Origin of the sequence: Streptosporangium subroseum, from assembly GCF_900188345.1 — a bacterium.
Lineage (GTDB): Bacteria > Actinomycetota > Actinomycetes > Streptosporangiales > Streptosporangiaceae > Streptosporangium > Streptosporangium subroseum.
Genome location: NZ_FZOD01000005.1, coordinates 243,118 through 268,409 on the forward strand (window position 1 = coordinate 243,118; position 25,292 = coordinate 268,409).

Here is a 25,292-nt window from a genome sequence, read left to right on the forward strand (position 1 = left end):
TCCATCCGTCGCCTACCCTATTGATCCTCCGCGTGAGGAATCGACTATTTTCTCCACATCTGGATGTCGTGCCGGGTGGTCACCTGGCAAGGTGACCGGTGGGGAGGGGAATGCCTTTCCGGACCCGGTTCGACTAGGCTCGGCCACCACCACTGGAGGTTGATCTTGCAGGGAGCCCTCGGCGACATCGTCGTTCTCGACCTTTCGCGCGCGCTCGCGGGACCGCACGCCGCGCAGATGCTCGGCGATCTGGGGGCCCGTGTGATCAAGGTGGAGCATCCCGGAGGGGGCGACGAGTCACGGGGCTGGGGGCCGTTCGTGGGCCCCGACGGCGACCTGTCCACATACTTCATGGCCGCCAACCGCAACAAGCAGTCGATCACCGTCGACCTCAAGGCCGCCGAGGGCAAGGCCCTGATCGAACGGCTGGTACGGCAGAGCGACGTGCTGATCGAGAACTTCCGCACCGGCGTCCTGGACCGACTGGGCTTCACCGTCGAGCGGCTGCACGAGCTCAACCCGCGCCTGGTCATCCTGTCGATCACCGGCTTCGGCCACGACGGTCCCGAGGGCGGCAGGCCCGGTTACGACCAGATCGCCCAGGGCGAGGGGGGCCTGATGAGCCTCACTGGCCCGTCCCCCGACGAGCCGTACCGGGTGGGCGCCTCGATCGCGGATCTGCTCGGCGGGATCCACGGGGCGTACGGCGTGGTCGCCGCGCTCTACGAGCGCGAGCGGACCGGGCTGGGCAAGGTCGTGCGGACCTCGCTGCTGGCCGCGGTGGCCGGCGTGCACTCCTACCACGGCACGGCCTGGACGGTCGGCGGCCAGGTGCCCGGGGCGGGAGGCAACCACCACGCCTCCATCGCCCCCTACGGCGCGTTTCACTGCGACGGCGGCATGATCCAGATCGCCGCGGCGAATGACGTGCAGTGGCGAAAGGTCGCCGCCCTGCTGGACATTGATCCCAATGTGGCGAAATATGCGACAAATAGGGAAAGATTTGCTCATCGGGATGAGTTGATCGCGGACATGGAGCGGGCGCTCACCAAGCACGACCGCGGACACTGGCTGACCGCGCTCGGCGAGGCCGGTGTGCCCGCGGGGGCCATCAGGTCCATCGACGAGGTGTACGCCTGGGACCAGGCCCGCTCCCAGGGACTGGTCATCGAGGTGGACCACCCCGTGCTCGGCCCCATCGAGCTGCCGGGGCCGCCGCTCCGCTTCGACGGCGCCCCTCCCATGCGCCACCGGGTCCCGCCCGCACTCGGTGAGCACAACGACGAGGTGCTCGCCTGGCTGGAGGATCGTGAGGGATGAGCCTCACCCGGCCTGACGCGCGCACACTGATCGACACCTTTCTCGACCCCGGGACCTGGCGGTCGTGGGACGAGACGCCCATCGACCCGGCCGAGCCGGGCTCCGGCTACGCGGAAGAGCTCGCGGCGGTCCGGGCCAAGACCGGATACGACGAAGCGGTGGTCTCCGGTGAGGGCCTGCTCGACGGGCGCCGGGTCGCGATCGTCGCCTGCGAGTTCTCCTTCCTGGCCGGTTCGATCGGGGTGGCCGCCGCGGAGCGGCTCACCTCGGCGATCGAGCGGGCCACCGCCGAGCGGCTCCCGCTGCTGGCCGCCCCGGCCTCCGGCGGCACCCGGATGCAGGAGGGCGCGGTGGCCTTCGCCCAGATGGTGAAGATCACCGTCGCGGTGTCCAACCATCGCGCCGCGGGCCTGCCGTACGTCGTCTATCTGCGCCATCCCACCACCGGCGGCGTCTTCGCCTCCTGGGGCTCGCTCGGGCACGTCACCGCGGCCGAGCCGGAGGCGCTGATCGGCTTCCTCGGGCCGAGGGTGTTCGAGTCGCTGCACGGCTACCCGTTCCCCAGCGGGGTGCAGGTCTCCGAGAACCTCTTCGCCCGCGGCCTGGTCGACGCGGTCGTGTCGGCCGAGGACGCCCGGAGGATCGCGATCCGGGCGCTCGCCGTACTGTGCGCTCCCCGCACGGGGCTGGAGGCCGGGCCCGAGCCGGACGAGCACGTCCAGCCGATCCAGGCCTGGGACGCGATCAGCCGCTCCCGCCGGGACGACCGTCCGGGCATGCGGGCGCTGCTCAAGCTCGGCGCGTCCGACGTCACGCCGCTCAGCGGCACCGGGGAGGGGGAGAACGACCCCGGGATGCTTCTCGCCCTGGCCAGGTTCGGCGAGGTTCCGGCCGTTGTGCTCGGCCAGGACCGGCGGCGCCAGCGGATCGTCGCCCCGGTCGGCCCCGCGGGGCTCCGGGTCGCCAGGAGAGGCATGCGCCTGGCCTCCGAGCTGAACCTGCCGCTGGTCACCGTGATCGACACAGCCGGGGCCGCGGCGTCCAAGGTCGCGGAGGAGAGCGGGCTCGCCGCCGAGATCGCCCGCTCCCTGGCCGACCTGGTGATGCTCGACGCCCCGACCGTCTGCCTGCTGCTGGGCGAGGGCGCGGGCGGCGCGGCGCTCGCGCTGCTCCCGGCCGACCGGGTGCTCTGCGCCCAGCACGGCTGGCTGTCGCCGCTCTCCCCGGAGGGGGCCTCGGCGCTGCTGTACCGGAGCGTCGACTTCGCCCCGGAGATCGCCGCGGCCCAGCGGGTGAAATCCACCGACCTGCGGCGGGACGGCGTCGTGGACCGGATCATCCCGGAGCTCCCCGACGCCGCCTACGAACCCGAGGCCTTCTGCCGCAGGATCTCCCGGGCTCTGGAGTACGAGATCGCCGGGCTGCTCGACCAGCCCCCCGCCGACCGCCTCGCCGCCAGGCTCTCCCGCTACCGTCGGCTCGGGATGGCCTGAGAAGGCACCGGTGGCGGGCGCCTGGACGGGGCCGCGGGCTGGCGGGCCCCGCCGGTGGACGACGCTACGGCTCCGAGCCCGCCGGGGCGAGCGGGACGGGGAGTCGTTCGATCCGGATGGAGAAGACCTCGTCGCGGGGGACGACGACCTCGTAGGCTCCGTGGTCGACCATCCAGTAACCTAGGGCCTCGGCCTTCAGCCCGCTGTGCCCGGTGTAGGCGATGTGCAGGCTCTCCTCGCCGTTCTCCTCCGAGACGTCGAGGATCAGGCACGGCTCACCGCCGAACGCGCCGACCGTGCGGACCAGCACGAGCCAGTCGAGGTCCTCGCGGGCCACCACCGCCCGCCAGTAGCCGGAGGCCGCCTCGAAGCCCTTGTGGGCCTCCTCGTTGAACAGCACGACCTCGGCGCTGCCGGGCCCGAGGGCCGCGGCGTAGGTCTGGCCCTCGTAGTGGGCGGCGAAACCCGAGGCCACCGGCTCGATCTCGGGGCTCATGAGGCCGGCCTCCAGCTGAGTCCGTCGTAGAGGCCGAAGAGGCGCTCCTCGTCGGGAGTCACATGGATGATCTCTGCCCCCGCGGGGATCGGCATGGGCGTGGTGTGGAACTGGGGCACGACATGCTCGCGCGAGGTGGTGAAGCCGTTCCCGGCGAACGGCGGTGAATCGTTCCAGTCACCACCCATGTGCGGGCCGTACGGCACGACATAGGCGTCCATGTCGCGGGCGAACCAGCGCATGAGGTAGATCTCCGGAACCGTCACGGTCAGCTCGGAGCCCTCGAACGCCAGGTCGAGGCCCATGAACAACTCCGCGGGGGTGGTCAGGCGGGCACAGTCCTGAACACGGTAGACGTAACCCGATATCACCGTCCGCCTGCCGGCCAGATAGGGCACGAGCAGCCGAGGGGGAATGACCTTCTGCATCTGCGTTCTACGCCCTGGTGGCTCACTCACGGTCGCATTTTACGATCTGCCGATGTTGAGGCGTCGGTGTTCCAGGCACGGTAGGGCATTCCGGGTGACAATCGTGATCTGAGGGTCGAGTGAGCAGGTCTGGACGGAGGGTGCCGGGCCGAGATCGGCGCGGACCACGCCCATCGGATCGACCAGCATGCTCCGGCCGATCCCGAAGCCGTCGCGGGCCTCCGGATTCGGCGCCTGGCCCACGGCCGCCACCCAGGTGGTGTTCTCGATCGCGCGGGCTCTGACCAGAGTCGTCCAGTGCTCCTCCTTCATCGGTCCCGACCCCCACGCGGCGATCACCGCGAACAGTTCGGCACCCTCGTCGACCAGCGCCCGGGTCAACTCGGGGAAGCGGATGTCGTAGCAGGTGACCAGGCCTATCCGAAGTCCTGCCAGCTCCACCACGACCGGGGTGGAACCCGGCGAGACCAGGTCGGACTCGCGGGCGCCGAAGGAGTCGAACAGGTGGATCTTCCGATAGGCCGCCTCGATCCTACCGGTGGAGCCGATGGCCACCGCCGTGTTGTGGACCAGGTCGTCTCCCGGCTCGAACACTCCCACGATCACCGCGAGGCCGTGGGCCCGTGCGGACTCGGCCAGCCCGGTGACGAAGGGTCCGTCCAGCGGCTCGGCCAGGTCGGTGATCCGCTTGCCGTACCGGGTGAGCGTGGCCTCGGGGAAGATCGCCAGATCGGCGCCGTCGGCGGCGGCCCTGTCCATGGCCTCGCGGGCACGGCTCAGGTTGGCGGCGGGCTCCTCAGAGACCGGGATCTGGCACAGGGCTATGCGTGTCACGCTCTGACCCTATCCGTCGGTTCGGGACTCGTTCCATCCACGTGAGGCACCGCCACACCCATTCCATCGGGCCGTACCTGAACCTGGCCAGCCACATCCGGCTGAACACGACCTGGAGCGCCAGCACGACGACGGACAGGACCACCCCGGTGACCCGGGTCGAATCCGCGGTGAGCAGCGGCAGGGAGATCAGGATGATGGGCGTGCTGAGCAGGTAGTTCGTCAGCGCCATCCGGCCGAGCGGGGTGAAGACGGCGAACAGCGGGTCCCGCAGCCGGGTCCGCAGGAGCAGCAGCAGACCGGTGCAGTACGCCGTGGCGGCGGCGAGCCCCGCGGCCGGGTAGGTGCCCCGGTAGAAGGTGTCGGGATCGTCGAAGGTCAGGGCCCACAGATACACGAGCGCCACCGCCAGCACGGTGGAGACGAGGAAGGCGGGGAGCAGCCACCGCTCGGGCGGCGGATGCTCCATCGCGGCCATGCCCAGCAGGAACAGCCCGGGGATGAGGATCATCCCGCCGCCCTCGTGCACCGCCCAGATCGTGAGGGCGCCCCCGAGTATCACCGTCGCGGGTGGAGGGAAGAACGAGACGGGCAGCAGGACCAGGGCCCCGAAGATCGCGTACGGCAGGAGCACCTCGCCCGGGTTCACGATCCAGTGGATCGCGCCGAAGACCGCGAGCACCGCCAGCCTGCGCAGCAGCGCGGCCCAGGGGTGATCCGTCCGCTGGGCCGCCGACCTCAGGAAGAGGACGAAGCTCAGCCCGAACAGGAACGAGAAGATCGGATAGAACCTGCTCTGCAGCAGGTTGTCGATCGCCCAGTCGACGGCGTTCTGCCCCGGGCTCGTGAGGTGCTCGCGCGTGTGCTGCCAGGTGTTGACCACCATGATCCCGCACACCGCGAAGCCACGGAGCGCGTCGAGCTCATGCAGTCTTCTGGTCACAAGAAATAGACGTATCACCACATAACTGATCACGCATAGACATCAGTGGGAACAAAGGCGTCTATGAGCCTTTAAGGTGACGTCCTCGGCAGGGTCGACGTCGTTCCCCGGATGACCAGGCTGGTGGGCAGCACGCTGGGCGGAGGCGACCCGGTGGCGGGGGTGTCGATCATGGCGATCAGCGCGGTGGCGGCGGCGGTGCCGAACCCGCCCTTGTCCTGGGCGACGGTCGTCAGGCCCGGCTGGACCAGTGCGGCGAGCTCGATGTCGTCGAAACCGACCACCGCGATGTCCTCGGGGACCTTCAGCCCCGCCTCGGTGATGGCGCGGATGGCGCCGATCGCCATCTCGTCGCCCGCCGCGAAGACGGCGTCGGGACGCTCGTCGAGCTCGAGCAGGCGCCGCATCGCGGCGTGCCCGCCCGCCAGGTAGAAGTCGCCTTCGACGACGTGGTGGCTCCGCTCGGGCAGGCCGAGCGCCGCGAGCGCGTCGCGGTATCCGTCGAGCCGTTCGATGCCCGGCCGGGTGCGACCCGGCCCGGCGATCGTGGCGATGGACCGTCTTCCCTGCTCGTACAGGTGGTTGACCGCGATGCGGGCGCCGCCCGCGTTGTCGGAGATGACGTAGGTCGTCCTGGGCCCCGTGATCGGGCGGTCCAGAGAGACACAGGGCACGTCGGACTCCGCCAGCTGGGTCAGGGCGGGATCCTGGGTGCCATTGTCGATGAATACCACGCCATCGAGATTGTGCCTTTTCGCGGCACGGAGATGGCTTCCTTCGTCGTCGCTCGTGGCGAGCATCAGAAGGTGGTATCCCCGCTCACTCAGAGCGGTTTTCAGGCCGATGATGATTTCCTGAAAGAAGGGATGACGCCATCCGGGGCGTCGATGGTCGGTGTCCCATATGAGGCCGACCATGTATGACTTCTTCGTGGCAAGGGTCCGCGCGGACTCGTTGGGCTGGTAGCCGATACGCGCGGCGACGCGCAGGACGTTGTCGCGGGTTTCGGCGTTCACCACCTCGGGGTTGTTGAAAACACGGGAGATTGTCGCCACCGACACGCCGCACTGGCGGGCCAGGTCTCTGATCGTTGCCACGACCGCACACTACCGCACCTCTGTAACCGGTTTCATGTAACCGGTTTCATGGAAGGTAGCCGTCCTGGCTGACTCCGTCAACCCCTCTGCGGCCGGCGTATCCCGCAGCCAGGTGAATTTCCTCGCGGTCAAGTAAAGGCGTCCCGTTTCACGGGTCCGTGACTTGACAAGCAGGTGTCTTTCTATGTGAAATCTGGGTCACCGCTCGTTGCCCGCGGTCGCGCTATTCCTTATTTCTGGGACCTTTCCCCGCTTCTTCAGGAAGAAGGAGTCCCTGTGTTCTCGGGAAGAATGCGCATCATCGCGGCAGGACTGCTCGCTGCGGCCGTGCTCGGGCTGTTCACCTTCATGCAGGCATGGAACGATTTCTTCTGGCCGCTGGTCGTGCTGACCCCGGAGAATCCGACCGTCCAGGTCGCGCTCTCCACCCTGGCCAGCGGTTACACGACCGACTTCGCACGCGTGCTGACCTGTGCAGTGATCGCGACCGTCCCCATGGTGGTCGTGTTCACGCTCCTCGGCCGGCAGATCATTGGAGGAATCATGTCAGGGGCGATCAAGGGATGACGGCGACCGAAGAGCACGTCGCGGCGGCCGGGACCTTCCCCGCCGGTTTCGTCTGGGGCGTGGCCACCTCCGCCTACCAGATCGAGGGGGCCGTCGACGTCGACGGCCGCGGTCCGTCGATCTGGGACACCTTCGCCAAGGTCCCGGGAGCCGTGGCGGCGGGGGAGTCCGGCGACCCCGCCTGTGACCACTACCACCGCTGGCCCCAGGACGTGGAGCTCCTCGCCGGTCTCGGCGTCGGCGCCTACCGGCTGTCGGTGGCGTGGCCACGGGTGTTCCCCGAGGGAGGCGGCCGCGTCAACCAGCGGGGCCTCGACTTCTACCGCCGCCTGGTCGACGCGCTCCACGAGCAGGACATCGTGCCGTTCGTCACCCTCTACCACTGGGACCTGCCCCAGGCGCTGGAGGACGGCGGCGGGTGGCGGGATCGGGACACCGCCGAGCGCTTCGCCGACTACGCCGCGACTGTGCACGAGGCACTGGACGGCGTGCCGTACTGGATTACGCTGAACGAGCCGTACTGCTCCTCGATCGTCGGATACGCCGAGGGCCGTCACGCGCCCGGCGCCCGGGAGGGGCACGGAGCCCTGGCCGCGGCACACCACCTGCTCGTCGGGCACGGCCTGGCCACCGGCCGCCTGCGGGAGCGCGCCCGGGAGGGCGAGCAGATCGGCGTCACGCTCAACATGTCGCCGGGCGTGCCGGCGAGCCCCTCGGCCGAGGACGCGGCCGCCGCCCGCCGGATGGACCTGATGGTCAACCGGCAGTTCACAGAGCCGCTGCTCGGCGGCGCCTATCCCGAGGACCTGCCCGAGGTCTACGGAGAGATCAGCGATTTCTCCTTCCGCCGCGACGGCGACCTCGAACTCATCTCGGCGCCGCTGGACTTCCTCGGGGTGAACTACTACTACCCGATCCACGCCGCCGCCGCGCCGTACGCCCAGCCCGACCCGGCGCTGCGTTCCGCCCACGACATCGGCGTGCGCACGGTGATGCCGGACGGGCCGCGGACCAGCGGGCTCGGCTGGCGGATCGAGCCGCGCGGCCTGCGGGACACCCTCACCGGGCTTGCCGCGCGGTTTCCTGGACTGCCGCCGGTCTTCGTCACCGAGAACGGCTACGGCGACCGCGGCGAGATCGACGATGCCGGCCGCATCGACTACCTGGCGGAGCACCTGGCCGCCACCGGCGCGGCCATCGCCGACGGGGTGGACGTCCGCGGTTACTTCTGCTGGTCCTTGATCGACAACTTCGAGTGGGCCAGGGGGTACGACGCCCGGTTCGGCCTCGTGCACGTCGACTACGCCACCCAGGCTCGCACGCCCAAGGCCAGTTACCACTGGTACCGGGATTTCATCGGTGACCAGGGGTGAGGGCCCGTCCTCCGGGGTCGCCCGGGGGACGAGCCCTCACCCCTGTACCGAGTGGTCGGCGGTGGGGGCATCCGCCTGCCTCAGGCCCGCGCCGGCCCCCGAGCGCCGACGCGGATCCTCTCAGCCCGTGGTGCAGGTGGCGGAGTTGAGGGTGAAAGAGGCGGGTTTGCCGGTGTTACCGGTGTGGGTGGCCTGGAAGCCGAAGCCGGCCGAGGCGCCCGCCGCGATGGTCGCGTTGTAGGAGACGTTCCTGGCGGTCACCTGACCGCTGGCCGGTGAGACGGTGGCGTTCCAGGCGGAGGTGATCGTCTGCCCGCCGGGGAGGGCGAACGCCAGGGACCAGTTGGTGATGGGGGAGGTTCCGGTGTTGGCAACGGTGACCGCGGTGGTGAATCCGTTGTTCCAGGTGTTCATGGTGTAGGTGACGCGGCAGGGACCGGAGGGCGACGGCGTAGGTGTCGGGGTGGGGGTCGGTGTAGGCGTCGGGGTGGGTGTGGGTGTCGGGGTGGGCGAGGGGCCGCCGGTCAGGCCGAAGAACTGGATGGCGGCCGCGGCCATGCCGCCTGTGGGAAGGCTGTGCCCGACGCCCTGGACGCTGATCGCCTCCACGGCGACGTTCACGCCGGTGCCTCCGTACCGGGTCCGGGTCCAGTTCGACTGCGGGTGGTCGGTGAACGTGGGGGTCTGACTGAGCCCGTGGACGTTGGTCCACTGCTTGATCTCTTCCTGGAAGTTGGGGTAGCGCAGGGTGGCGTCCTCGGTGCCGTGCCACACCTGCATGCGCGGACGTGCGCCGCTGTAGCCGGGATAGGCCCCTCGCACCAGGTCGCCCCACTGCTGCGGGGTCTTGACGACGGTGCCGTTGGCGCAGGCGCTGTTCCAGCCGGAGCCGTCGGTGGTGGCGAAACAGGCGAACGGCACTCCCATGAACGCCGCCCCGGCCTTGAACACGTCGGGGTAGTCGCCCAGCAGGACGTTGGTCATCATGGCGCCGGAGGACGCGCCGACGACGTAGACCTGGCCGGGGTCGGCGTTGTTGCGCTGCTGGACGTATCTGACCATGGACACGATCCCCACGGGGTCGCTGCCGCCGTCATGTCTGAGCGCCTGGGGTGAGGAGACGTCGAAACAGGCGCCGCTCCGGGTCGCCGACGGATAGATGACGATGAACCCGTACCGGTCGGCCAGGGAGGCGAACTCCGTACCCGAGTAGAAGGCCGGGCCGGTGCCGGTGCAGTAATGCACGGCCACCACGATGGCCGGTCTGGCCGCGACGCGGTCCGGTACGTATAGGTGCATTCGCAGGTTGGTGGGATTGGTGCCGAAGCCGGTCACCTCGGTCAGGGATGCCGACGAGGCCGGTGGCGCCGTGACCAGGGCCGTGATGACGAGCACCATGGCGGCGATCACCGCGCCCAACGCGTGAGCTTTCACCCTCATCCGTTGTCCTTTCTGGCTGTCCTGGGGCGGACCGCATCAAGGGTGCGACCGTCTGAAATATTTCGAAGTGTTTATAGAAATGTTTCAGAGGACAAGCCTCGCCGCGGACCTCGTCAGAGGGCGGGCCGATGACCTGGAAGAAGTCGCGAACACGGGCGCCGACCAGGTGAAACTTTCGGCCGGATCTCCACCGGCCCGCCGGTTCGGCGGGTCCGCCGGACCCACCGGGCCCGTGCGTGGTCCGTACGCGGGCGGCCGGGATTCAGGCCGTCGCGCTGCCGGTTCGGACGTGCGGAGCGCCCGGGGACGTCCGGACGCGCTGGGTGTCGTGATGCTCGGGCCGGACGAGCCGTTGAGCGCCGACGGTGGCGTCTTCGATGGCCGGAGTTAGGGCCTCGCGGTCCTGGGCAGACGGATCGGCGGCGGATCTCAGGTCGCTCGGTGAGTCGCCCTTCTCCCCAATAGATCGGACCTATTTGGAGAGATCCCATCGCCCATTCCCCGCTCGCCTGGGGAATCGGGCTGAAAAATCGTATTTTTAGGAACGTTGCAATGGATCATGTCGAAAACATCCCGACGGGAGTTTGTCGATACATCCTATCTATGTCTTGACCGAGTCCTATATGTCGCCCTAATGTCGCCTTGATTAATTCGATGACCGGACCATGACATGAGCCGTCCGTAAATACGGCCGGCCACCGGGTTCCGTTCACGGCAGCACCGGTTCACAGGAGGATTCTTGAGACGACGCGGCGTTTTCCGTCTGTCAGCAGTGGCCCTCGCGGCCGTCCTGACGGCGGGCATGACCGGCGTGACGACCGGCCCGGCCGACGCGGCGGCGATCGGATGGACCGGCACCTGGGCGGTCTCGCCACAGGCCGGCAGCACCGTCTTCAACCAGCAGACCGTGCGCCAGATCGTGCACACCAGCATCGGCGGCACGTCGGCGCGCGTCCAGCTGTCGAACGCGTTCGGCAGGCAACCAGTGACCATCGACAACGTGCACGTGGCCCGCCGCACCTCCGACTCCGGCGTCGATCTCGGCACCGACCGGGTGGCGACCTTCGGCGGTCAGCGGAGCGTCACCATCCCCGCCGGGTCAATGGCGATCAGCGACGCCATCGACCTCGTGGTCCCCGCGCAGTCGGACCTCGCGGTCAGCATCTACCTGCCGCAGGCGACCGGCCCCGCCACCTACCACCAGACCTCGAGCCAGACCAACTACGTCACCTCGGGGAACGTCAGCGCGAACGCGACCCTCCCCGGTGCCCAGCAGGTCGGCAGCTACTACTTCCTGGCCAACCTGGACGTGCAGAACGCCTCCGCGCCGGGCGCCGTCGCCACGCTGGGCGCCTCGATCACCGACGGTGTCGGCTCCAGCTCCAACACCAACCGGCGCTGGCCCAACCGGCTGGCCTCCCGGCTGGTCGATTCGGGCCGCGCGGTCGGAGTGCTCAACCAGGGCATCAGCGGTAACAAGCTGCTGGCCGACGGCGCCGGGCAGAGCGCGCCCAACCGCTTCGAACGCGATGTGCTCGCCCAGCCGGGCGTCAAATGGGTGATCTTCTCCGACGATCCCATCAACGACCTGGGCGTCGCCTCGCCGCCGGCCGCGTCGCAGCTGATCGACGCTGCGAAGCAGCTCATCTCCCGCGCCCACCAGCGGAACATCACGTTCATCTGCTCGACGCTGACCCCCTTCCGCGGCGCGGGCGGCTGGTCGCAGGCGGCCGAGAACCAGCGCGTCGCCTACAACACCTTCGTCCGCGGCGCCGGCAGCGGCTGTGACGCCGTGCTCGACCAGGACGCGGCGACCAGGGACCCGGCCAATCCCACGATGTTCCTCCCCGCCTACGACACCGGCGACCACCTGCACCCCAACGAGGCCGGCCTGCAGGCCATCGCGAACGCGGTCAACCTCAGCTGGTTCGGGGCACCGGGCACACCGGTCTCCTCGGTGGTCAGCCTGCGCTCCAAGGCCAACGGCCGCTACGTCACCGCCGCCAACGGCGCGCCCCTGATCGCGAACGGGACGTCCGTCGGACCGGGACAGCAGTTCGAGCGCGTCGACCTGGGCAACGGGAACGTGGCCCTGAAAGCGAAGATCAACAGCATGTACGTGTCCGCCGCGGGCGCGGGGGCACAGTCACTGATCGCCGACCGCGCCACGGCCGGCTCCTGGGAGACCTTCCAGCTGATCGGCAACCCGGACGGCTCGACCAGCATCCGGGCCCAGGTCAACGGGAAGTACGTGTGCGCGGAGGGCGGCGGGGCGCAGCCTCTGATCGCCAACCGCGACGCGATCGGACCCTGGGAGCAGTTCGAGATCGTCGCCGGCTGACCACCGGCACCTCGATGCCCGGCGGGTTCACCACGACCCGTCGGGCGCCGGGCATCTTCCGAGCGTGATCGCCGAACGGCGTGCCGGTTAGGCTGGGACGCGTGAGCGATCCTCTGGTGGCGCGGATGCGCGAGTTCGGAACGACCATCTTCGCCGAGATGTCCGCGCTGGCCGTGCGGACCGGCTCGATCAACCTGGGGCAGGGCTTCCCCGACACCGACGGGCCCGCCGCGATGCTTGAGCACGCGATGGCGGCGATCCGGGATGGCTTCAACCAGTATCCGCCGGGTCCCGGAGTCCCCGAGCTGCGCCAGGCCGTCTCCGAGCACCGCAAGGACCACTACGGCCTCGACTACGACCCCGACGGAGAGGTCCTCGTCACCGTCGGCGCCACCGAGGCCGTCGCGGCGACGATCCTGGCGCTGTGCGAGTCCGGCGACGAGGTGATCGCCTTCGAGCCGTACTACGACTCCTACGCCGCCTCCGTCACCCTGGCGGGAGCCGTGCTCCGCCCGGTCACCCTGCGCCCGGTCGAGGGCCGCTTCACCTTCGACCCCGCCGAACTGCGCGCGGCCGTCGGCCCGCGCACCCGGGCGATCCTGGTCAACTCCCCGCACAATCCCACGGGCACGGTCTTCACCCGCGCGGAGCTGGAGGAGATCGCCCTTCTCTGCCAGGAGCGCGACCTGATCGCCGTCACCGACGAGGTCTACGAACACCTCACCTTCGACGGCATCGAGCACATCCCCCTGGCCACCCTCCCCGGCATGCGCGACCGCACCGTGATGATCTCCTCCGCGGGCAAGACCTTCTCGGTCACCGGCTGGAAGACGGGCTGGATCTGTGCCCCGCCCGAGTTCGTCCGCGCGGTCCAGACCGTCAAGCAGTTCCTCACCTTCACCGCCGCCGCGCCCTGGCAGCTCGCCGCCTCGTACGGCCTGCGCCACGAGCTCGGCTGGGTCTCCTCCCTCCGCGCCGACCTGGAGTCCAAGCGCGACCGCCTGATGGCGGGGCTGTCCGCGGCGGGTTTCGAGGTCTACCGCCCCGCGGGCACCTACTTCGTCCAGACCGACATCCGCCCCCTCGGCTTCACCGACGGTCTCGCCCTCACCCGCGAGCTTCCGTCCCTGGCGGGCGTGGTCGCCATCCCCACGCAGGTCTTCTACGCCCGCCCCGAGCGCGGACGCCACTTCGTCCGCTTCGCCTTCTGCAAGAAGGACGAGGTCATCGACGAGGCCGTGAGCCGCCTGGCCCGGCTCGGCGGGACGGGCGGTCACCCCGGGTGACGGCGGCCCGCCCCCTTTCTCGGGCGGGCCGTCTCCTTCACGGAGCCCGGCTCTTTTACGGAGCCCGGCTCTTTGCGGAGTCCGTCTCTTTACGGAGTCCGTCTCGCTCCTTCGCGGAACCCGGCTCGGCACGGGACCGGTGAGCGTGGCGACGGGGCGGTTCGCCGGAAACCGGGTCGACCGTCCCTTTGAACGGTAGATGCCCTGACCTGGGCCGTAATCGGGTGGCGGTGATCGGCCGGGTGTTGCTTGGATGATCCGTATGACTTCCGTGAAACTCGATGATCACCCTGAGCGGGCCCTGCTGGACCGGCTTGAGCAGTACTACGACGCGGTCCCGCTCTCCGGCGCTCGCGTAGAGCGCCACGGGCCCCTCACGCTGTTCGTGCGGGAGGGCGAGGGCTGGCCGTTCTACGCACGGCCCGCTCGGGAATGGAGCGGTTCCGTGAGCGCCACCGATGTGACACTGGTGCGGGCCCGGCAGCGCGAGCTCGGGATTCCGGAGAGTTTCGAGTGGGTCGCCGAGACCTCGCCCGCGCTGAGGCCCGCGGTCGAGGAGTCGGGGCTCGTGATTCACGAACATCCCCTGATGGTCCTCGACGAGGACGCCGCGATACCGGAGCGGAGCGAGCTCTCCGGGGGACCGTCCGTACGGATCATGGGCCCGGACGACCCGGCGCTGCCCTCCGCGCTGGCCGTTCCGCATCTCGCCTTCGCGGAACCCGGGACGGGCGTCGGTGTGGCAGGCCTGGCGGAACTGGCCACGGCGGCGGTGACCCGCGCCGCCGACGGCTCGGTCGAGCGCGCGGTCTCGCGCATGCGGGCGGGACTGACGGCGATCGCCGCGGCCGTCGAGGACGGGATGGCGCTGTGCGCGGGCCAGCACCAGCCGGTCGGAGCGGTCAGCGAGATCGTCGGTGTCGGGACGCTGCCCGCCGCCCGCCGGCGCGGTCTCGGGCTCGCGGTCACCGCCGCGCTGGTGGCCGACGCCAGATCACGGGGTGTGAAGACCGTCTTCCTGTCCGCCGGAGACGACGACGTCGCCCGGATGTACGCCCGGATCGGGTTCCGCCGCATCGGTACCGCGCTGATCGCCGAATTTCCCGAGAAGCCTTAGGCCGCCGGATGATCCGGCGAAGGCGGGCGGGGGCGAAGGCGTCCGCCCGGGCTTTACCCGAGGTGGCTCCGGGCGGCCCGTTCCGGCTCCGTCGGGTGGTCATGGGGCGTCCGTTTTCGCTTCTCCTAGGTGGTTCCAGGAAGGGCGAGGCAACTTATCGCTGATTTTACTCACTTAGAGTGACATATCGATTACTGGTGCGCATTTCGGGGTATTCCGGTTTATGGGCCTTCGGGTCCGTTCTTGTTCGCGGCGCGAAGGCGCCATCGCGTAACCGGGGGATTCCATGGCATTCGACAACTTCCTAGAGCGGCTCATCCCTGACGAGGGTGTCCGCAACATGGTCAAATCATTCTTCTCCCCAGAGGACGAGAGCGGCTCCGGCAAGGCCGGCGGGCCGGCCAGGGCGGTCGAGCAGCTGAAAAGCGGAGGCCTGGAGGAGCACACGAAGTCCTGGGTCGGCACCGGTCCCAACAAGCAGCTGACCGAAGAGGAGCTGAGGGGCGCCATCGACCAGGCTGACCTCAAACGAATCTCTCAAAGGGCCGGAATGAGCGAGCAGGAAGTGATCGTGGCACTCGTGAGCTTCCTGCCCGAGGTCGTCGACAAGGCCACGCCCAACGGGAGCATGAAGGACCTTCGCAACATGTCCTCCGACACGTCTTCCGGTAGATCTCCCGGCATGTCCTGATCGGACATCGTCGGTACGAGGACGACGAGGGCCGGGCGAGTGTGATCACACTCGCCCGGCCACGATGCTGTGGTCACCCGGCCGATTTCGAGCTCCGGCCCGGGCGCGAGGCCGGCTCAGGCGGAGACGATCCGGCATGCCGTACCGGGCACGTGGTCGACCTGCAGGGTGGTGTGGTCGATGTGGAACCGCTCGTGCAGCAGCTCGGCCAGCTCGCGGCGGACCCGGTGGCAGTCGCCACCGGGCTTGACGATGACGTGCGCGGACAGCGCGGGGAAGCCACTGGTCACGGTCCACACGTGCAGGTCCTCGACGGCGGTGACCTCGGAATGGGCGACGATCGCGGCGTTCACCTCGGTCGGATGGACGCCGGCGGGAGCGGCCTCGAACAGGATGCGCCCGGCGTCGCGCAGCAGGCCGTAGGCGGACCTGGCCATGAGGGCCGCGACGATCAGGGCGGCGATCGCGTCGGCCCTGCCCCAGCCGGTGAGCCAGATGACCGCGCCCGCGATCGCGGTGGCGACGAAGGCGTACATGTCATTGAGGATGTGCTGGAACGCGCCCTCCACGTTGAGGCTGCTCCGGTCGGCCCTGGCGATGAGCCACGCGGCGGCGGCGTTGACCGCGATCCCGACGAGAGCCGTACCGAAGACCAGGAGCCCCTTGACCTCCGGTGGCTCGATGAGCCGCCGGACGCCCTCGTAGACGAAGTAGGCGACGAGCACCACGAAGGTCAGCCCGTTGATCGCCGCGGAGAGGATCTCGGCGCGCTTCCAGCCGAACGTGTAGGCGCCGCGCGCGGGGCGGGCGGCCATGTTGATCGCGATCAGCGCGAGCGCGATGGAGGCGGCGTCGGTGAGCATGTGCCCGGCGTCGGAGATCAGCGCGATGGAGTTGGCGATGACGCCGACGACGACTTCGGCCGCCATGAAGACGACCAGCAGGGCGAGCGCCGCCGCCAGGTAGCGGCGGTCGGAGTTCGCGCTGTGCCCGTGACCATGTCCGTGACCCATCGCAAGATCCATCTCTCTAACACCTGAACAGATGCTCATATATTACGCAAGGCGTCCCCGGCAAGGCAACATCCCGCCTTCCACGCGACGGCAAAGCGGAGGGGAGGGCGGGGCGCCGGGCCTCCGACCGGCGGGTTCTGTCGAAGAACAGGCGTGCCTTGGGCAAAGAGTGCCCATGAGCCGGGCCGGGCAGCCCGTTAACGTCGCCCGTGTGGGTGAAGGAATGAAGGGGACGAGCCGGGTGAGCGGGTTGGGTGAATGAGTTGGGCGAACGAGTATTGATCGCGCTCGGGGGCAACGCGATGACGGCCCCCGACGGGAGCGCGTCGCCGGACGATCAGCGCCGCGCGGTCGAGGACGCGATGCTCCATGTCACCACCCTGGTCGCGGCCGGCCACCAGGTGACCCTCACCCACGGCAACGGACCCCAGGTCGGCAACCTGATCCTCAAGAACCAGATCGCGGCCGACGTCGTGCCCCCGGTGCCGCTCGACTGGTGCGGCGCTCAGACCCAGGCCACGATCGGCACGCTCATCCTCAACGCGCTCGACGGCCGCGCCGCGGTGGTGGTGACCCGGACGCTCGTCGACCTCGGCGATCCGGCCTTCCAGGACCCGATCAAGCCGATCGGCCGCTACTTCACCGAGGCGGAGGCCCACCGCTTCGAGAAACTCGGCCAGACCTGGCACCGGTTCGACCGGGGCTGGCGCCGGGTGGTGGCCTCCCCGGAACCGCTGGAGATCCTCGACGCGCCCGCGGTGGCCGCGCTGGTGGCCGCGGGATTCACCGTCGTGGCCGCCGGCGGCGGGGGAGTGCCCGTGGTCCGCGACGCCGACGGGAAGCTGGGCGGAGTCGAGGCCGTGATCGACAAGGACCTGGCCGCCGCGATGCTGGCGCGCGCCGTACGGGCCACGACCCTGGTCATCGCCACCGATGTGCCGCAGGCCGTCGTCGGATTCGGTACGGCCGAGGCCCGGCCCGTCGGCCACGTCACCACGGCCGAACTGCGCGCGCTGCACGCCGCCGGGCATTTCGCCGGGGGCAGCATGGGCCCGAAGGTCGAGGCCGCCCTGCGTTTTGTCGAACAGGGCGGCGACCGCTCGGTGATCACCTCCCTGGAGAACATCGGGGCGGCGGTCGCGGGGGAGGCCGGAACCGTGGTGCGACAGTGAATGTGAGTACGACCCGATTGAAAGGTGGCAGGGATGCCGGAACCGATTGAAGTACGCAAGGTGGCCATCGAGAGCGTGACCGACGCCTCCGGGCTGACCAGGCTCATCGACGACGGGGTGATCGAGGCGCACCGGGTGCTCGCGGTGATCGGCAAGACCGAGGGCAACGGCGGGGTGAACGACTACACCCGCATCCTGGCCGACCGCGCCTTCCGCGAGGTGCTCGCCGCCAAGGGCCATCCCTCCCCCGAGAGCGTCCCGCTGGTGTGGTCGGGCGGCACCGACGGTGTGCTCAGCCCGCACGCCACGATCTTCGCCACCACGGCGAACGCCGAGCCGGGCGACGAGCCGCGCGTCAGCGTCGGCATCGCGATGAGCGACGTCATCCTTCCCGAGGACATCGGCCGTCCCGCCATGGTGGAGAAGGTCGCCGCCGGTGTCCGCGAGGCGATGAAGGCCGCCGGGATCGACGATCCCGCCGACGTTCACTACGTCCAGACCAAGACGCCCCTGCTCACCCTGGCCACCATCAACGAGGCCAAGTCGCGCGGCAAGGACGTGGTCATCGAGGACACCGGCCCGTCCATGGACATCTCCAACTCCACCACCGCGCTCGGCATCGCCGTCGCGCTCGGCGAGATCGAGATGCCCGCCGCCGACCAGATCCACCGCGACCTGTCGCTCTTCTCCTCCGTCGCGTCCTGTTCCTCGGGCGTCGAGCTGGACCGGGCCCAGATCGTGGTCGTCGGCAACGTGCGCGGCATCGGCGGTCGCTACCGGATCGGCCACTCCGTCATGAAGGACGCGCTGGACGCCGACGGCATCTGGGAGGCCATCCGCTCCAGCGGCATCGACCTGCCCGAGCGCCCCCATCCGTCGGACCTGGGCGACAAACTGGTCAACGTCTTCATGAAGTGCGAAGCCGATCCGTCGGGCAGCGTCAGGGGACGTCGCAACATCATGCTCGACGACTCCGACGTGCACTGGCACCGTCAGATCAAGGCCACCGTCGGCGGGGTCGCGGCCAGCGTCACCGGCGATCCCGCGGTGTTCGTCTCGGTCGCCGCGGTCCACCAAGGCCCCAGCGGCGGGGGTCCGGTGGCCGCCATCGCCGACCTGGGCTGACTCGTCTCACGCGAGCACGGGCCGGGTCGCCCGGGCGCCCGAGGATTCCGGGTGACCCGGGGATCCGCGGACGGGGACGTGCTGGTGAGGCGGGACCGCGGCGGGGCGGTCATGCCTCACCGCCGTCCGCGGGTAGGCTCCCGGTTCGTGCCGAGCATTCCGCAACCACTGGTTCCCGACGACGACGGCGGCGCCGACGTCTCCGTGACGTCCGCGCTCGCGGCCTTCGCCGCCGGTACGGCGGAGGCGGGCGAGGTGGTGGCCGCGCTGGGCGGGGCCAGGCTGCTCGTCCCCGTGGTGGCCCTGCTGACCGAGTCGGAGGTCGGGGAGCACGGGCTGAAGCAGGAGAAGGAGAGCGAGATGGCTCTCCCGAAGCTGGTCGGCAACGACGGGCGTGAGGCCGTTCCCGCCTTCACCGGGGCCGAGTCGCTCAGGCTCTGGCGCCCCGACGCCCGGCCCATCCAGGCCACGACCCTCCAGGTCTGCCAGGCCGCGGTGCAGGAGGGCGTGGCCGCCGTCGTGATCGACGTGGCGGGCCCGGTGCCCTTTGTGATCGAGGGGAGTCTCCTGCGGGCGCTCGCCGCGGTCGAGTCGGGCACGATCGGCGGGCTGGGGCCCGAGGTCACCGTGGCGCGCATGGAGGAGGAGCCCGCTCCGTCTCCCCGGCGCCGGCGGTTCGGCTGGCCCTTCCGATAGCGACCTCGGGCGAACCGACCGAGTCGACGGCAGGCTCTTCCGGCAGCTCCGGCAGCTCCGGCAGCTCCGGCAGCTCCGGCAGCTCCGGCAGCTCCGGCAGCTCCGGCAGCTCCGATGGCGACCTCGGGAGGACCGGCGACGGTGGGCTCTTCCGGTAGCTCCGGCGGCGATCTCGGGAGGACCGGCCGAGGTGAGGATGGGCTCTTCCGGCAGCGGCCTCGGGGACCGGCGAAGTCGGCGGTTGAGGCCGTCGATGCGGACTCAGGCGCCCGGCGGACGGGGGAGGCCCCCGCGGATTATGGTCGTCGCGTGATCCTCCTCCCCGTTGTGGCGGCCCTGGCCGGTCTGGTGATCGGGCTCCGGACACGCGCCCTGATAGCCCGGTACGCCCCGGCCGAGGGGGAGCCGTCCCGGCCGTCCCGGTCACCGTCGCCGGTCGTTCCGGTGGTCACCGCCCTGGCGCTCGGGGCGCTGGCCCTGCGGGCCCTGGCGGACCGCCCCGCCTCGGGGGCGTTCTTTCCGCCGGACGCCACGTGGGTGGGGGAGCTTCTCGCCTTCTGGTGGCTGGCGGTGATCACCGTGATGCTGGCCTTCATCGACCTGGCCGTCTACCGGCTCCCCGACAGGCTCACCCTCGCGGCGTACCTCGGGACCGGCGGCCTGCTCGCGGCGGCGGCCCTGGCCGGAGGACGACTCGACGACCTTCTCAGGGCCGGACTGGCGGGCGCCGCGCTGGCGGCCTTCTATCTGGCGCTCTTCCTGGTCAATCCGGCGGGGATGGGGCTGGGCGACGTCAAACTCGCGGCAAGCCTGGGCACCGCGCTCGGCTGGCTCGGCTGGGACAGCGTGGTCATCGGGGCGTTCCTGGGCTTCGTCGCGGGCGGCCTCTACGGCGTCGCGCTGATGGCCGCGGGCCGCGCGGGCCGCAAGAGTGAGATTCCCTTCGGCCCGTTCATGATCATTGGCGCGTTCGCGGCGATCCTGGTTTGACACCCTCCCGCCCCGAGGGACTCCGCCGGCCGATTCCCATCGGGCCACGTCCGGTGTCGCGGTCGGGGTCGGACGCGCAGGTCGAGAAGAGCCACAACGGATCGGCCGCCGAAGTCCTGAAAGACGAGGCTTCCAGGCCGCAGGTGCTTGGTGACCCGTGTGACCGGATGCCGCCCGGTGCTCGTACGACCCGGTGCCGGTCTGGCCGACCCCGTTATGACTACCTGGCCCGATGCGGGTTTGTATAACCTTGTTGTGATTCATGTGACCCGATGTCGGGCGGTACGACCGTTTCGGAATGCCGGTCGGCGTCTCACCCGGTGAGCTGGGGCCATTCCAGTGGGCGGCACATGGAAGACTTGTCACCATGTTGCGCTGGTTGACTGCCGGAGAGTCCCACGGCCCCGAGCTCGTCGCGATCCTGGAAGGCATGCCCGCCGGGGTGGAGGTGACCACGGCCCATATCGATGAGGCGCTGGCGAGACGTCGTCTGGGCTACGGCCGCGGCGCCCGGATGAAGTTCGAGCAGGACGTGGTGAACGTCGTGGGCGGCGTGCGGCACGGTCGCACGCTCGGCAGCCCCGTCGCCATCCGCGTGGGCAACACCGAGTGGCCCAAGTGGGAGACCGTCATGGCGGCCGACCCCGTGGACCCCGCGTTGCTGGAGGGGCAGGCCCGCAACGCGCCGCGCTCGCGTCCCCGGCCCGGCCACGCGGACCTCGCCGGGATGCAGAAGTACGGCTTCGACGACGCCCGCCCCGTGCTCGACAGGGCCAGCGCCCGCGAGACCGCCGCTCGTGTCGCGCTCGGCCAGGTCGCCCGGAGCTTCCTCAAGCAGGCCCTCGGCGTTGACATCGTCAGCCACGTCGTCTCGATCGGCGAGGCACAGGCCACCCCGGGCGTCATGCCGGGTCCCGGCGACCTGGCGGCGGTCGACGCCGATCCGGTGCGCTGCGCCGATCCGGTCGGCAGCGCCGCGATGGTCGCCGAGATCGACAAGGCGCACAAGGACGGCGACACCCTCGGAGGGGTCGTCGAGGTGATCGCCTACGGACTGCCCCCGGGTCTGGGCAGCTACACCCACTGGGATCGGCGCCTCGACGCCCGCCTCGCGGCCGGCCTGATGGGCATCCAGGCGATCAAGGGCGTCGCCGTCGGCGACGGCTTCGAGACCGCCCGCCGCCCCGGCTCCAGGGCCCACGACGAGATCGAGAACACCGCGGACGGCGTCCACCGGATCACCAACCGGGCGGGCGGCGTCGAGGGCGGCATGACCAACGGCGAGCCGCTGCGCGTCAGCGCGGCGATGAAGCCGATCTCCACCGTGCCCCGGGCGCTGGCCACCATCGACGTGCTGACCGGCGAGGCGGCCAGGGCCCACCACGAGCGCTCCGACGTGTGCGCGGTCCCAGCCGCCGCGATCGTCGCCGAGGCGATGGTCGCGCTGATCCTGGCCGACGCCGCGATCGAGAAGTTCGGCGGCGACTCCGTCGAGGAGGTCGCGCGCAACCTGTCCGGATACCTTTCTTCGATGGTGATCAAGTGAGCGGGCGCACCCGCGGGAGCCGCCTCGGCTCCCGGGCGGGCGAGACGCGAGCTGAGGAGGCACAGTGAGTCCCCGAGTAGTGCTGATCGGTCCCCCCGGATCCGGCAAGTCCACCGTCGGCCAGCTTCTGGCCGACCGGTTCGGGGTCGACTTCCGTGACACCGACACCGACGTGGAGACCGTGGCGGGCAAGTCGGTGGGCGACATCTTCATCGAGGACGGCGAGGAGCGCTTCCGCGAGCTGGAGGCGGAGGCCGTACGGCGGGCGCTGGCCGAGCACGGCGGCGTGCTGTCCCTCGGCGGCGGCGCCATCCTGGACGAGGCGACGCGCGAGCTGCTGGCCGGTCACACGGTGGTCTACCTGGAGATCGGTCTTTCACAGGCCGTGCAGCGGGTGGGCTTGGCCTCGGCGCGACCCCTGCTCGTGCTGAACCCGCGCAGCCAGCTGAAGAAGCTGATGGACGCCCGCCGCCCGATCTACGAGGGCCTGGCCCGGATCACCGTGGCGACCGACGAGCACAAGCCCGACGAGGTCGTCGACGAGATCGTGAAGGGCCTGGAGCCGTGACGATCTCCAGGATCAAGGTCGACGGAGAGACCCCCTACGACGTGGTGGTCGGCGCCGGCGTGCTCGGCGAGCTCCCCGGCCTGCTCGGGCCCAGGGTCCGCACCGTCGCCGTGATCCACCCGGCGAGTCTGCCGGAGATCGCGCGGCCGGTCTGCGGAGCGATCGAGGCGGCCGGATACGAGGTCGTCGCGCTGCCGGTGCCCGACGCCGAGCGGGCCAAGACGATCGAGGTGGCCGCCGAGCTCTGGTCGGCCTTCGGCCGTCACGGCATCACGCGATCCGACGCCGTGGTCGGCGTCGGCGGGGGAGCCACCACCGACCTGGCCGGCTTCGTCGCCGCCACCTGGCTGCGTGGTGTCAAGGTCGTGCAGGTGCCGACGACCCTGCTCGGCATGGTCGACGCCGCGGTGGGCGGCAAGACCGGCATCAACACCCCCGAGGGCAAGAACCTGGTCGGTTCCTTCTCCCCTCCGGCCGGGGTCCTGTGCGATCTGGCCACGCTGGTCTCGGTGCCCCGCGACGACTACGTCGGCGGCCTCGCGGAGATCATCAAGGGCGGTTTCATCGCCGACCCGACGATCCTGACGCTCATCGAGGACGACCCGGAGGGCGCCAGGCTCCCCGAGGGACGGCACACCCGCGAGCTGATCGAACGGAAGATCCAGATCAAGGCCGCCGTGGTCGGGGCCGACCTGCGCGAGGGCGGCCTGCGGGAGATCCTCAACTACGGGCACACCCTGGCCCACGCCATCGAGCGGGTCGAGCGTTACCAGATGCGCCACGGCGAGGCCGTCGCCATCGGCATGGTCTACGCCGCCGAGCTGTCCCGCCTGGCCGGCAGGATCGGCCCCGACCTCGTGGAGCGGACCCGGTCCATCCTGACCTCGGTCGGGCTGCCCACCGCCTACCGCCGCGAGGCCTGGCCCGAGCTCCGCGACCACATGCGCCTGGACAAGAAGAGCCGCGGCGCCAAGCTCCGTTTCATCCTCCTGGACGACCTGGCGAAGCTCTCCCCGCTGGAGGATCCGCCGGAGGCGCTGCTCGAAGCCGCCTACGACGAGGTGGCCCGTTGAGCAGCGGGTGCGACTCGCCCGAGGTGTGCGCGGAATGACGGACGAAGCGGCTCGGCTCCGATATGCGGAGTGACGGGCGGAGCGGCTCGGCCGCGGTGCGCGAGGCGACGTGCTGAGCGGCGAACGGGGCGACTCGGCTCCGGTGCGCGAGGTAACGGGCGGAGTCGCGGACGAGGCGACCGGGGAGCAGCGGTGAGCACAGAACGTCGGCCGTGTCGCAGACACGCGGCCATTGAAGAGCGGTAGTGATTCCATGAGATCCGTCTATGTGTTCAACGGCCCGAACCTGTCGCGGCTCGGCACCCGTGAGCCCGACGTCTACGGCGCGGAGACCTTCGCGGACCTGACAGCGCTCTGCCGGGAGACCGGCCGGGAGCTGGGCCTCTCGGTGGAGGTCCGGCAGACCGACGACGAGGCCGAGATGCTCGGCTGGCTGCACGAGGCGGCCGACGGCCGGGTGCCGGTGGTGCTGAACCCGGCGGCGTTCACCCACTACTCCTACGCGCTGCGCGACGCCATCGCCCAGCGCACCGCGCCCCTGGTCGAGGTGCACATCTCCAACCCGGCCGCCCGCGAGGAGTTCCGGCACAACTCGGTGGTCGCCGCCGTGGCCACCGGTACGATCGCGGGCTTCGGCCTGAGGTCCTACGTGCTCGCGCTGCAGGCCATCGCCGAGATCTCTGCGGAGTGAGTGCCCGATGAGTGACCCAGTGAGTGACCCGATGAACGGTCCGGCGAGCGACCCGGTGAACGACTCCTCAGCGAATGACCCGATGAACGGCCCGGTGAGCGGCTCGGCGAGTGATTCGATGAACGGCTCGGCGGGTGACCCGATGAACGGCCCGGTGAACGGCTCGGCGGGTGATTCGATGAACGGCCCGGTGAGCGGCTCGGCGAGTGGCCCCGCGCGCGACCGCTCCTTCTCCTCGTTCGTCGCCCTCGGCGACAGCTTCACCGAGGGGCTGAACGACCCCGGTGTGAACGGTCACTTCCGGGGCTGGGCCGACCGGGTCGCCGAACGGCTGGCCGCGCTCGACCCGGACTTCCGCTACGCCAACCTCGCCGTGCGCGGCAAGCTCATCGACCAGATCGTCGAGCACCAGGTTCCGCGGGCAATCGAGATGCGGCCCGACCTGGTCAGTTTCTGCGCCGGAGGCAACGACCTGCTCCGGCCGGGCAGCGACCCCGACCGGATGGCCAAGAAGCTGGCGGGAGCCGTACGGGAGCTGCGGGCCACCGGCGCGGAGGTGCTGCTGTTCACCGGCGTGGACCCGCGCGACACCCCGATCATGCGCCGCGCCCGCGGCACGTTCGCGATCTTCTACATGCACGTCAGGTCCATATCCGAGCTGTACGGCTGCCGCCTGGTCGACCAGTGGTCGATGCAGGGCCTGCGCGACTGGCGGGCATGGAGCGACGACCGCCTGCACATGAACGAGGAGGGCCACCGCATCGTGGCCGCCAAGATCTGCCAGGTGCTCGGGATCGACTGCGACGACGACTGGCGCAAGGTCTGGCCGCCCCGCGAGCACGTGGACCGCAGGGCCAAGCGCCGCGAGGACGCCCAGTGGGTCCGCGAGCACTTCGGCCCCTGGCTCGGCCGCCGCCTGCGCGGGCGCTCCTCCGGTGACGCCGTCGACCCCAAGCGTCCGGACCTGAGGATCTTTCCCTAGCGGCCGCCTC

Annotated in this window: 24 protein-coding genes; 17 read left to right on the plus strand and 7 right to left on the minus strand. The window is 70.1% G+C overall.

Going from position 1 to position 25,292, the window contains the following annotated elements; translation table 11 throughout:
• Nucleotides 1-165 precede the first annotated feature (165 nt).
• Nucleotides 166-1,320, plus strand: a complete 1,155-nt coding sequence (locus CHC08_RS07640) for a CaiB/BaiF CoA transferase family protein (RefSeq protein ID WP_089206469.1) — start codon at nt 166-168, stop codon at nt 1,318-1,320.
• On the plus strand, nt 1,317-2,813 hold the full coding sequence (locus CHC08_RS07645; protein WP_089206470.1) for a carboxyl transferase domain-containing protein: 1,497 nt from the start codon (nt 1,317-1,319) through the stop codon (nt 2,811-2,813). Before CHC08_RS07640 ends, CHC08_RS07645 begins: the two co-directional genes overlap by 4 nt.
• A gap of 64 nt (nt 2,814-2,877) precedes the next feature.
• Here the strand turns inward: CHC08_RS07645 and CHC08_RS07650 are convergent, their stop codons facing one another.
• The 5 genes from CHC08_RS07650 to CHC08_RS07670 form a co-directional block, all read right to left on the minus strand.
• Nucleotides 2,878-3,309 (minus strand): hypothetical protein, encoded by a 432-nt coding sequence (locus CHC08_RS07650; protein WP_089206471.1) that lies wholly within the window; start codon nt 3,307-3,309, stop codon nt 2,878-2,880.
• The gene (locus CHC08_RS07655; protein WP_089206472.1) at nt 3,306-3,737 is read right to left on the minus strand and encodes a hypothetical protein; all 432 of its coding nucleotides are present in this window, start codon (nt 3,735-3,737) and stop codon (nt 3,306-3,308) included. Before CHC08_RS07655 ends, CHC08_RS07650 begins: the two co-directional genes overlap by 4 nt.
• 39 nt (nt 3,738-3,776) lie before the next feature.
• Complete coding sequence (locus tag CHC08_RS07660) at nt 3,777-4,571, minus strand: carbon-nitrogen hydrolase family protein (RefSeq protein ID WP_089206473.1); 795 nt, start codon at nt 4,569-4,571, stop codon at nt 3,777-3,779.
• A complete protein-coding gene (locus CHC08_RS07665; protein WP_218825151.1) occupies nt 4,534-5,514 on the minus strand; it encodes a DUF418 domain-containing protein in 981 nt (326 codons plus the stop codon). Before CHC08_RS07665 ends, CHC08_RS07660 begins: the two co-directional genes overlap by 38 nt.
• Nucleotides 5,515-5,585: 71 nt before the next feature.
• A complete protein-coding gene (locus tag CHC08_RS07670) occupies nt 5,586-6,611 on the minus strand; it encodes a LacI family DNA-binding transcriptional regulator (RefSeq protein ID WP_089206474.1) in 1,026 nt (341 codons plus the stop codon).
• A 276-nt stretch (nt 6,612-6,887) separates the two neighbouring features.
• Between CHC08_RS07670 and CHC08_RS07675 the strand changes: the two genes are divergently transcribed.
• Both CHC08_RS07675 and CHC08_RS07680 read left to right on the plus strand, forming a co-directional pair.
• Nucleotides 6,888-7,178 (plus strand): ABC transporter permease family protein, encoded by a 291-nt coding sequence (locus CHC08_RS07675; protein WP_218825152.1) that lies wholly within the window; start codon nt 6,888-6,890, stop codon nt 7,176-7,178.
• A complete protein-coding gene (locus tag CHC08_RS07680) occupies nt 7,175-8,551 on the plus strand; it encodes a GH1 family beta-glucosidase (RefSeq protein ID WP_089206475.1) in 1,377 nt (458 codons plus the stop codon). The genes CHC08_RS07675 and CHC08_RS07680 overlap by 4 nt, the downstream gene beginning before the upstream one ends.
• 120 nt (nt 8,552-8,671) lie before the next feature.
• Here the strand turns inward: CHC08_RS07680 and CHC08_RS07685 are convergent, their stop codons facing one another.
• Nucleotides 8,672-9,991, minus strand: coding sequence for an extracellular catalytic domain type 1 short-chain-length polyhydroxyalkanoate depolymerase (locus CHC08_RS07685; RefSeq protein ID WP_143653136.1), 1,320 nt, complete (start codon nt 9,989-9,991; stop codon nt 8,672-8,674).
• A 739-nt stretch (nt 9,992-10,730) separates the two neighbouring features.
• Between CHC08_RS07685 and CHC08_RS07690 the strand changes: the two genes are divergently transcribed.
• From CHC08_RS07690 to CHC08_RS07705, 4 genes are all read left to right on the plus strand, one after another.
• Nucleotides 10,731-12,332, plus strand: a complete 1,602-nt coding sequence (locus tag CHC08_RS07690) for a GDSL-type esterase/lipase family protein (RefSeq protein ID WP_218825153.1) — start codon at nt 10,731-10,733, stop codon at nt 12,330-12,332.
• 101 nt (nt 12,333-12,433) lie between these two features.
• Nucleotides 12,434-13,618, plus strand: a complete 1,185-nt coding sequence (locus CHC08_RS07695; RefSeq protein ID WP_089206476.1) for a pyridoxal phosphate-dependent aminotransferase — start codon at nt 12,434-12,436, stop codon at nt 13,616-13,618.
• A gap of 262 nt (nt 13,619-13,880) precedes the next feature.
• Nucleotides 13,881-14,735, plus strand: a complete 855-nt coding sequence (locus tag CHC08_RS07700) for a GNAT family N-acetyltransferase (protein WP_089206477.1) — start codon at nt 13,881-13,883, stop codon at nt 14,733-14,735.
• A 286-nt stretch (nt 14,736-15,021) separates the two neighbouring features.
• Nucleotides 15,022-15,426, plus strand: a complete 405-nt coding sequence (locus tag CHC08_RS07705; protein WP_089206478.1) for a YidB family protein — start codon at nt 15,022-15,024, stop codon at nt 15,424-15,426.
• A 116-nt stretch (nt 15,427-15,542) separates the two neighbouring features.
• On the opposite strand, the gene CHC08_RS07710 is transcribed toward CHC08_RS07705, so the two are convergent.
• Nucleotides 15,543-16,439 (minus strand): cation diffusion facilitator family transporter, encoded by an 897-nt coding sequence (locus CHC08_RS07710; protein ID WP_245878190.1) that lies wholly within the window; start codon nt 16,437-16,439, stop codon nt 15,543-15,545.
• A 254-nt stretch (nt 16,440-16,693) separates the two neighbouring features.
• On the opposite strand from CHC08_RS07710, the gene CHC08_RS07715 reads away from it, so the two are divergent.
• The 9 genes from CHC08_RS07715 to CHC08_RS07755 all read left to right on the plus strand — a co-directional run bounded on the left by CHC08_RS07715 (nt 16,694) and on the right by CHC08_RS07755 (nt 25,282).
• Complete coding sequence (locus CHC08_RS07715) at nt 16,694-17,611, plus strand: carbamate kinase (protein WP_245878191.1); 918 nt, start codon at nt 16,694-16,696, stop codon at nt 17,609-17,611.
• Between the two features lie 33 nt (nt 17,612-17,644).
• On the plus strand, nt 17,645-18,736 hold the full coding sequence (gene bar, locus CHC08_RS07720; protein ID WP_089206480.1) for a barbiturase: 1,092 nt from the start codon (nt 17,645-17,647) through the stop codon (nt 18,734-18,736).
• A gap of 51 nt (nt 18,737-18,787) precedes the next feature.
• A complete protein-coding gene (locus tag CHC08_RS07725) occupies nt 18,788-19,432 on the plus strand; it encodes an SseB family protein (protein ID WP_245878192.1) in 645 nt (214 codons plus the stop codon).
• A gap of 309 nt (nt 19,433-19,741) precedes the next feature.
• Nucleotides 19,742-20,422, plus strand: coding sequence for a prepilin peptidase (locus CHC08_RS07730; protein WP_179281930.1), 681 nt, complete (start codon nt 19,742-19,744; stop codon nt 20,420-20,422).
• Between the two features lie 367 nt (nt 20,423-20,789).
• The gene (aroC, locus tag CHC08_RS07735) at nt 20,790-21,968 is read left to right on the plus strand and encodes a chorismate synthase (protein ID WP_089206482.1); all 1,179 of its coding nucleotides are present in this window, start codon (nt 20,790-20,792) and stop codon (nt 21,966-21,968) included.
• A 64-nt stretch (nt 21,969-22,032) separates the two neighbouring features.
• Complete coding sequence (locus CHC08_RS07740; protein WP_089206483.1) at nt 22,033-22,536, plus strand: shikimate kinase; 504 nt, start codon at nt 22,033-22,035, stop codon at nt 22,534-22,536.
• Nucleotides 22,533-23,609, plus strand: a complete 1,077-nt coding sequence (aroB, locus tag CHC08_RS07745) for a 3-dehydroquinate synthase (RefSeq protein WP_089206484.1) — start codon at nt 22,533-22,535, stop codon at nt 23,607-23,609. The genes CHC08_RS07740 and aroB overlap by 4 nt, the downstream gene beginning before the upstream one ends.
• Before the next feature lie 253 nt (nt 23,610-23,862).
• Complete coding sequence (gene aroQ / locus CHC08_RS07750) at nt 23,863-24,300, plus strand: type II 3-dehydroquinate dehydratase (protein WP_089206485.1); 438 nt, start codon at nt 23,863-23,865, stop codon at nt 24,298-24,300.
• 178 nt (nt 24,301-24,478) lie between these two features.
• On the plus strand, nt 24,479-25,282 hold the full coding sequence (locus CHC08_RS07755) for an SGNH/GDSL hydrolase family protein (RefSeq protein WP_089206550.1): 804 nt from the start codon (nt 24,479-24,481) through the stop codon (nt 25,280-25,282).
• Nucleotides 25,283-25,292: the final 10 nt, after the last annotated feature.

Excerpts from the sequence above, each read along its gene's own strand:
- CHC08_RS07645 (WP_089206470.1), top strand. The coding sequence starts at position 1,317 with ATGAGCCTCACCCGGCCTGACGCGCGCACACTGATCGACACCTTTCTC.
- CHC08_RS07650 (WP_089206471.1), bottom strand. The coding sequence starts at position 3,309 with ATGAGCCCCGAGATCGAGCCGGTGGCCTCGGGTTTCGCCGCCCACTAC.
- CHC08_RS07655 (WP_089206472.1), bottom strand. The coding sequence starts at position 3,737 with ATGCAGAAGGTCATTCCCCCTCGGCTGCTCGTGCCCTATCTGGCCGGC.
- CHC08_RS07680 (WP_089206475.1), top strand. The coding sequence starts at position 7,175 with ATGACGGCGACCGAAGAGCACGTCGCGGCGGCCGGGACCTTCCCCGCC.
- CHC08_RS07685 (WP_143653136.1), bottom strand. The coding sequence starts at position 9,991 with ATGAGGGTGAAAGCTCACGCGTTGGGCGCGGTGATCGCCGCCATGGTG.
- CHC08_RS07700 (WP_089206477.1), top strand. The coding sequence starts at position 13,881 with ATGACTTCCGTGAAACTCGATGATCACCCTGAGCGGGCCCTGCTGGAC.
- CHC08_RS07705 (WP_089206478.1), top strand. The coding sequence starts at position 15,022 with ATGGCATTCGACAACTTCCTAGAGCGGCTCATCCCTGACGAGGGTGTC.
- CHC08_RS07710 (WP_245878190.1), bottom strand. The coding sequence starts at position 16,439 with ATGGGTCACGGACATGGTCACGGGCACAGCGCGAACTCCGACCGCCGC.
- bar (WP_089206480.1), top strand. The coding sequence starts at position 17,645 with ATGCCGGAACCGATTGAAGTACGCAAGGTGGCCATCGAGAGCGTGACC.
- aroC (WP_089206482.1), top strand. The coding sequence starts at position 20,790 with ATGTTGCGCTGGTTGACTGCCGGAGAGTCCCACGGCCCCGAGCTCGTC.
- aroQ (WP_089206485.1), top strand. The coding sequence starts at position 23,863 with ATGAGATCCGTCTATGTGTTCAACGGCCCGAACCTGTCGCGGCTCGGC.
- CHC08_RS07755 (WP_089206550.1), top strand. The coding sequence starts at position 24,479 with ATGAACGGCCCGGTGAGCGGCTCGGCGAGTGGCCCCGCGCGCGACCGC.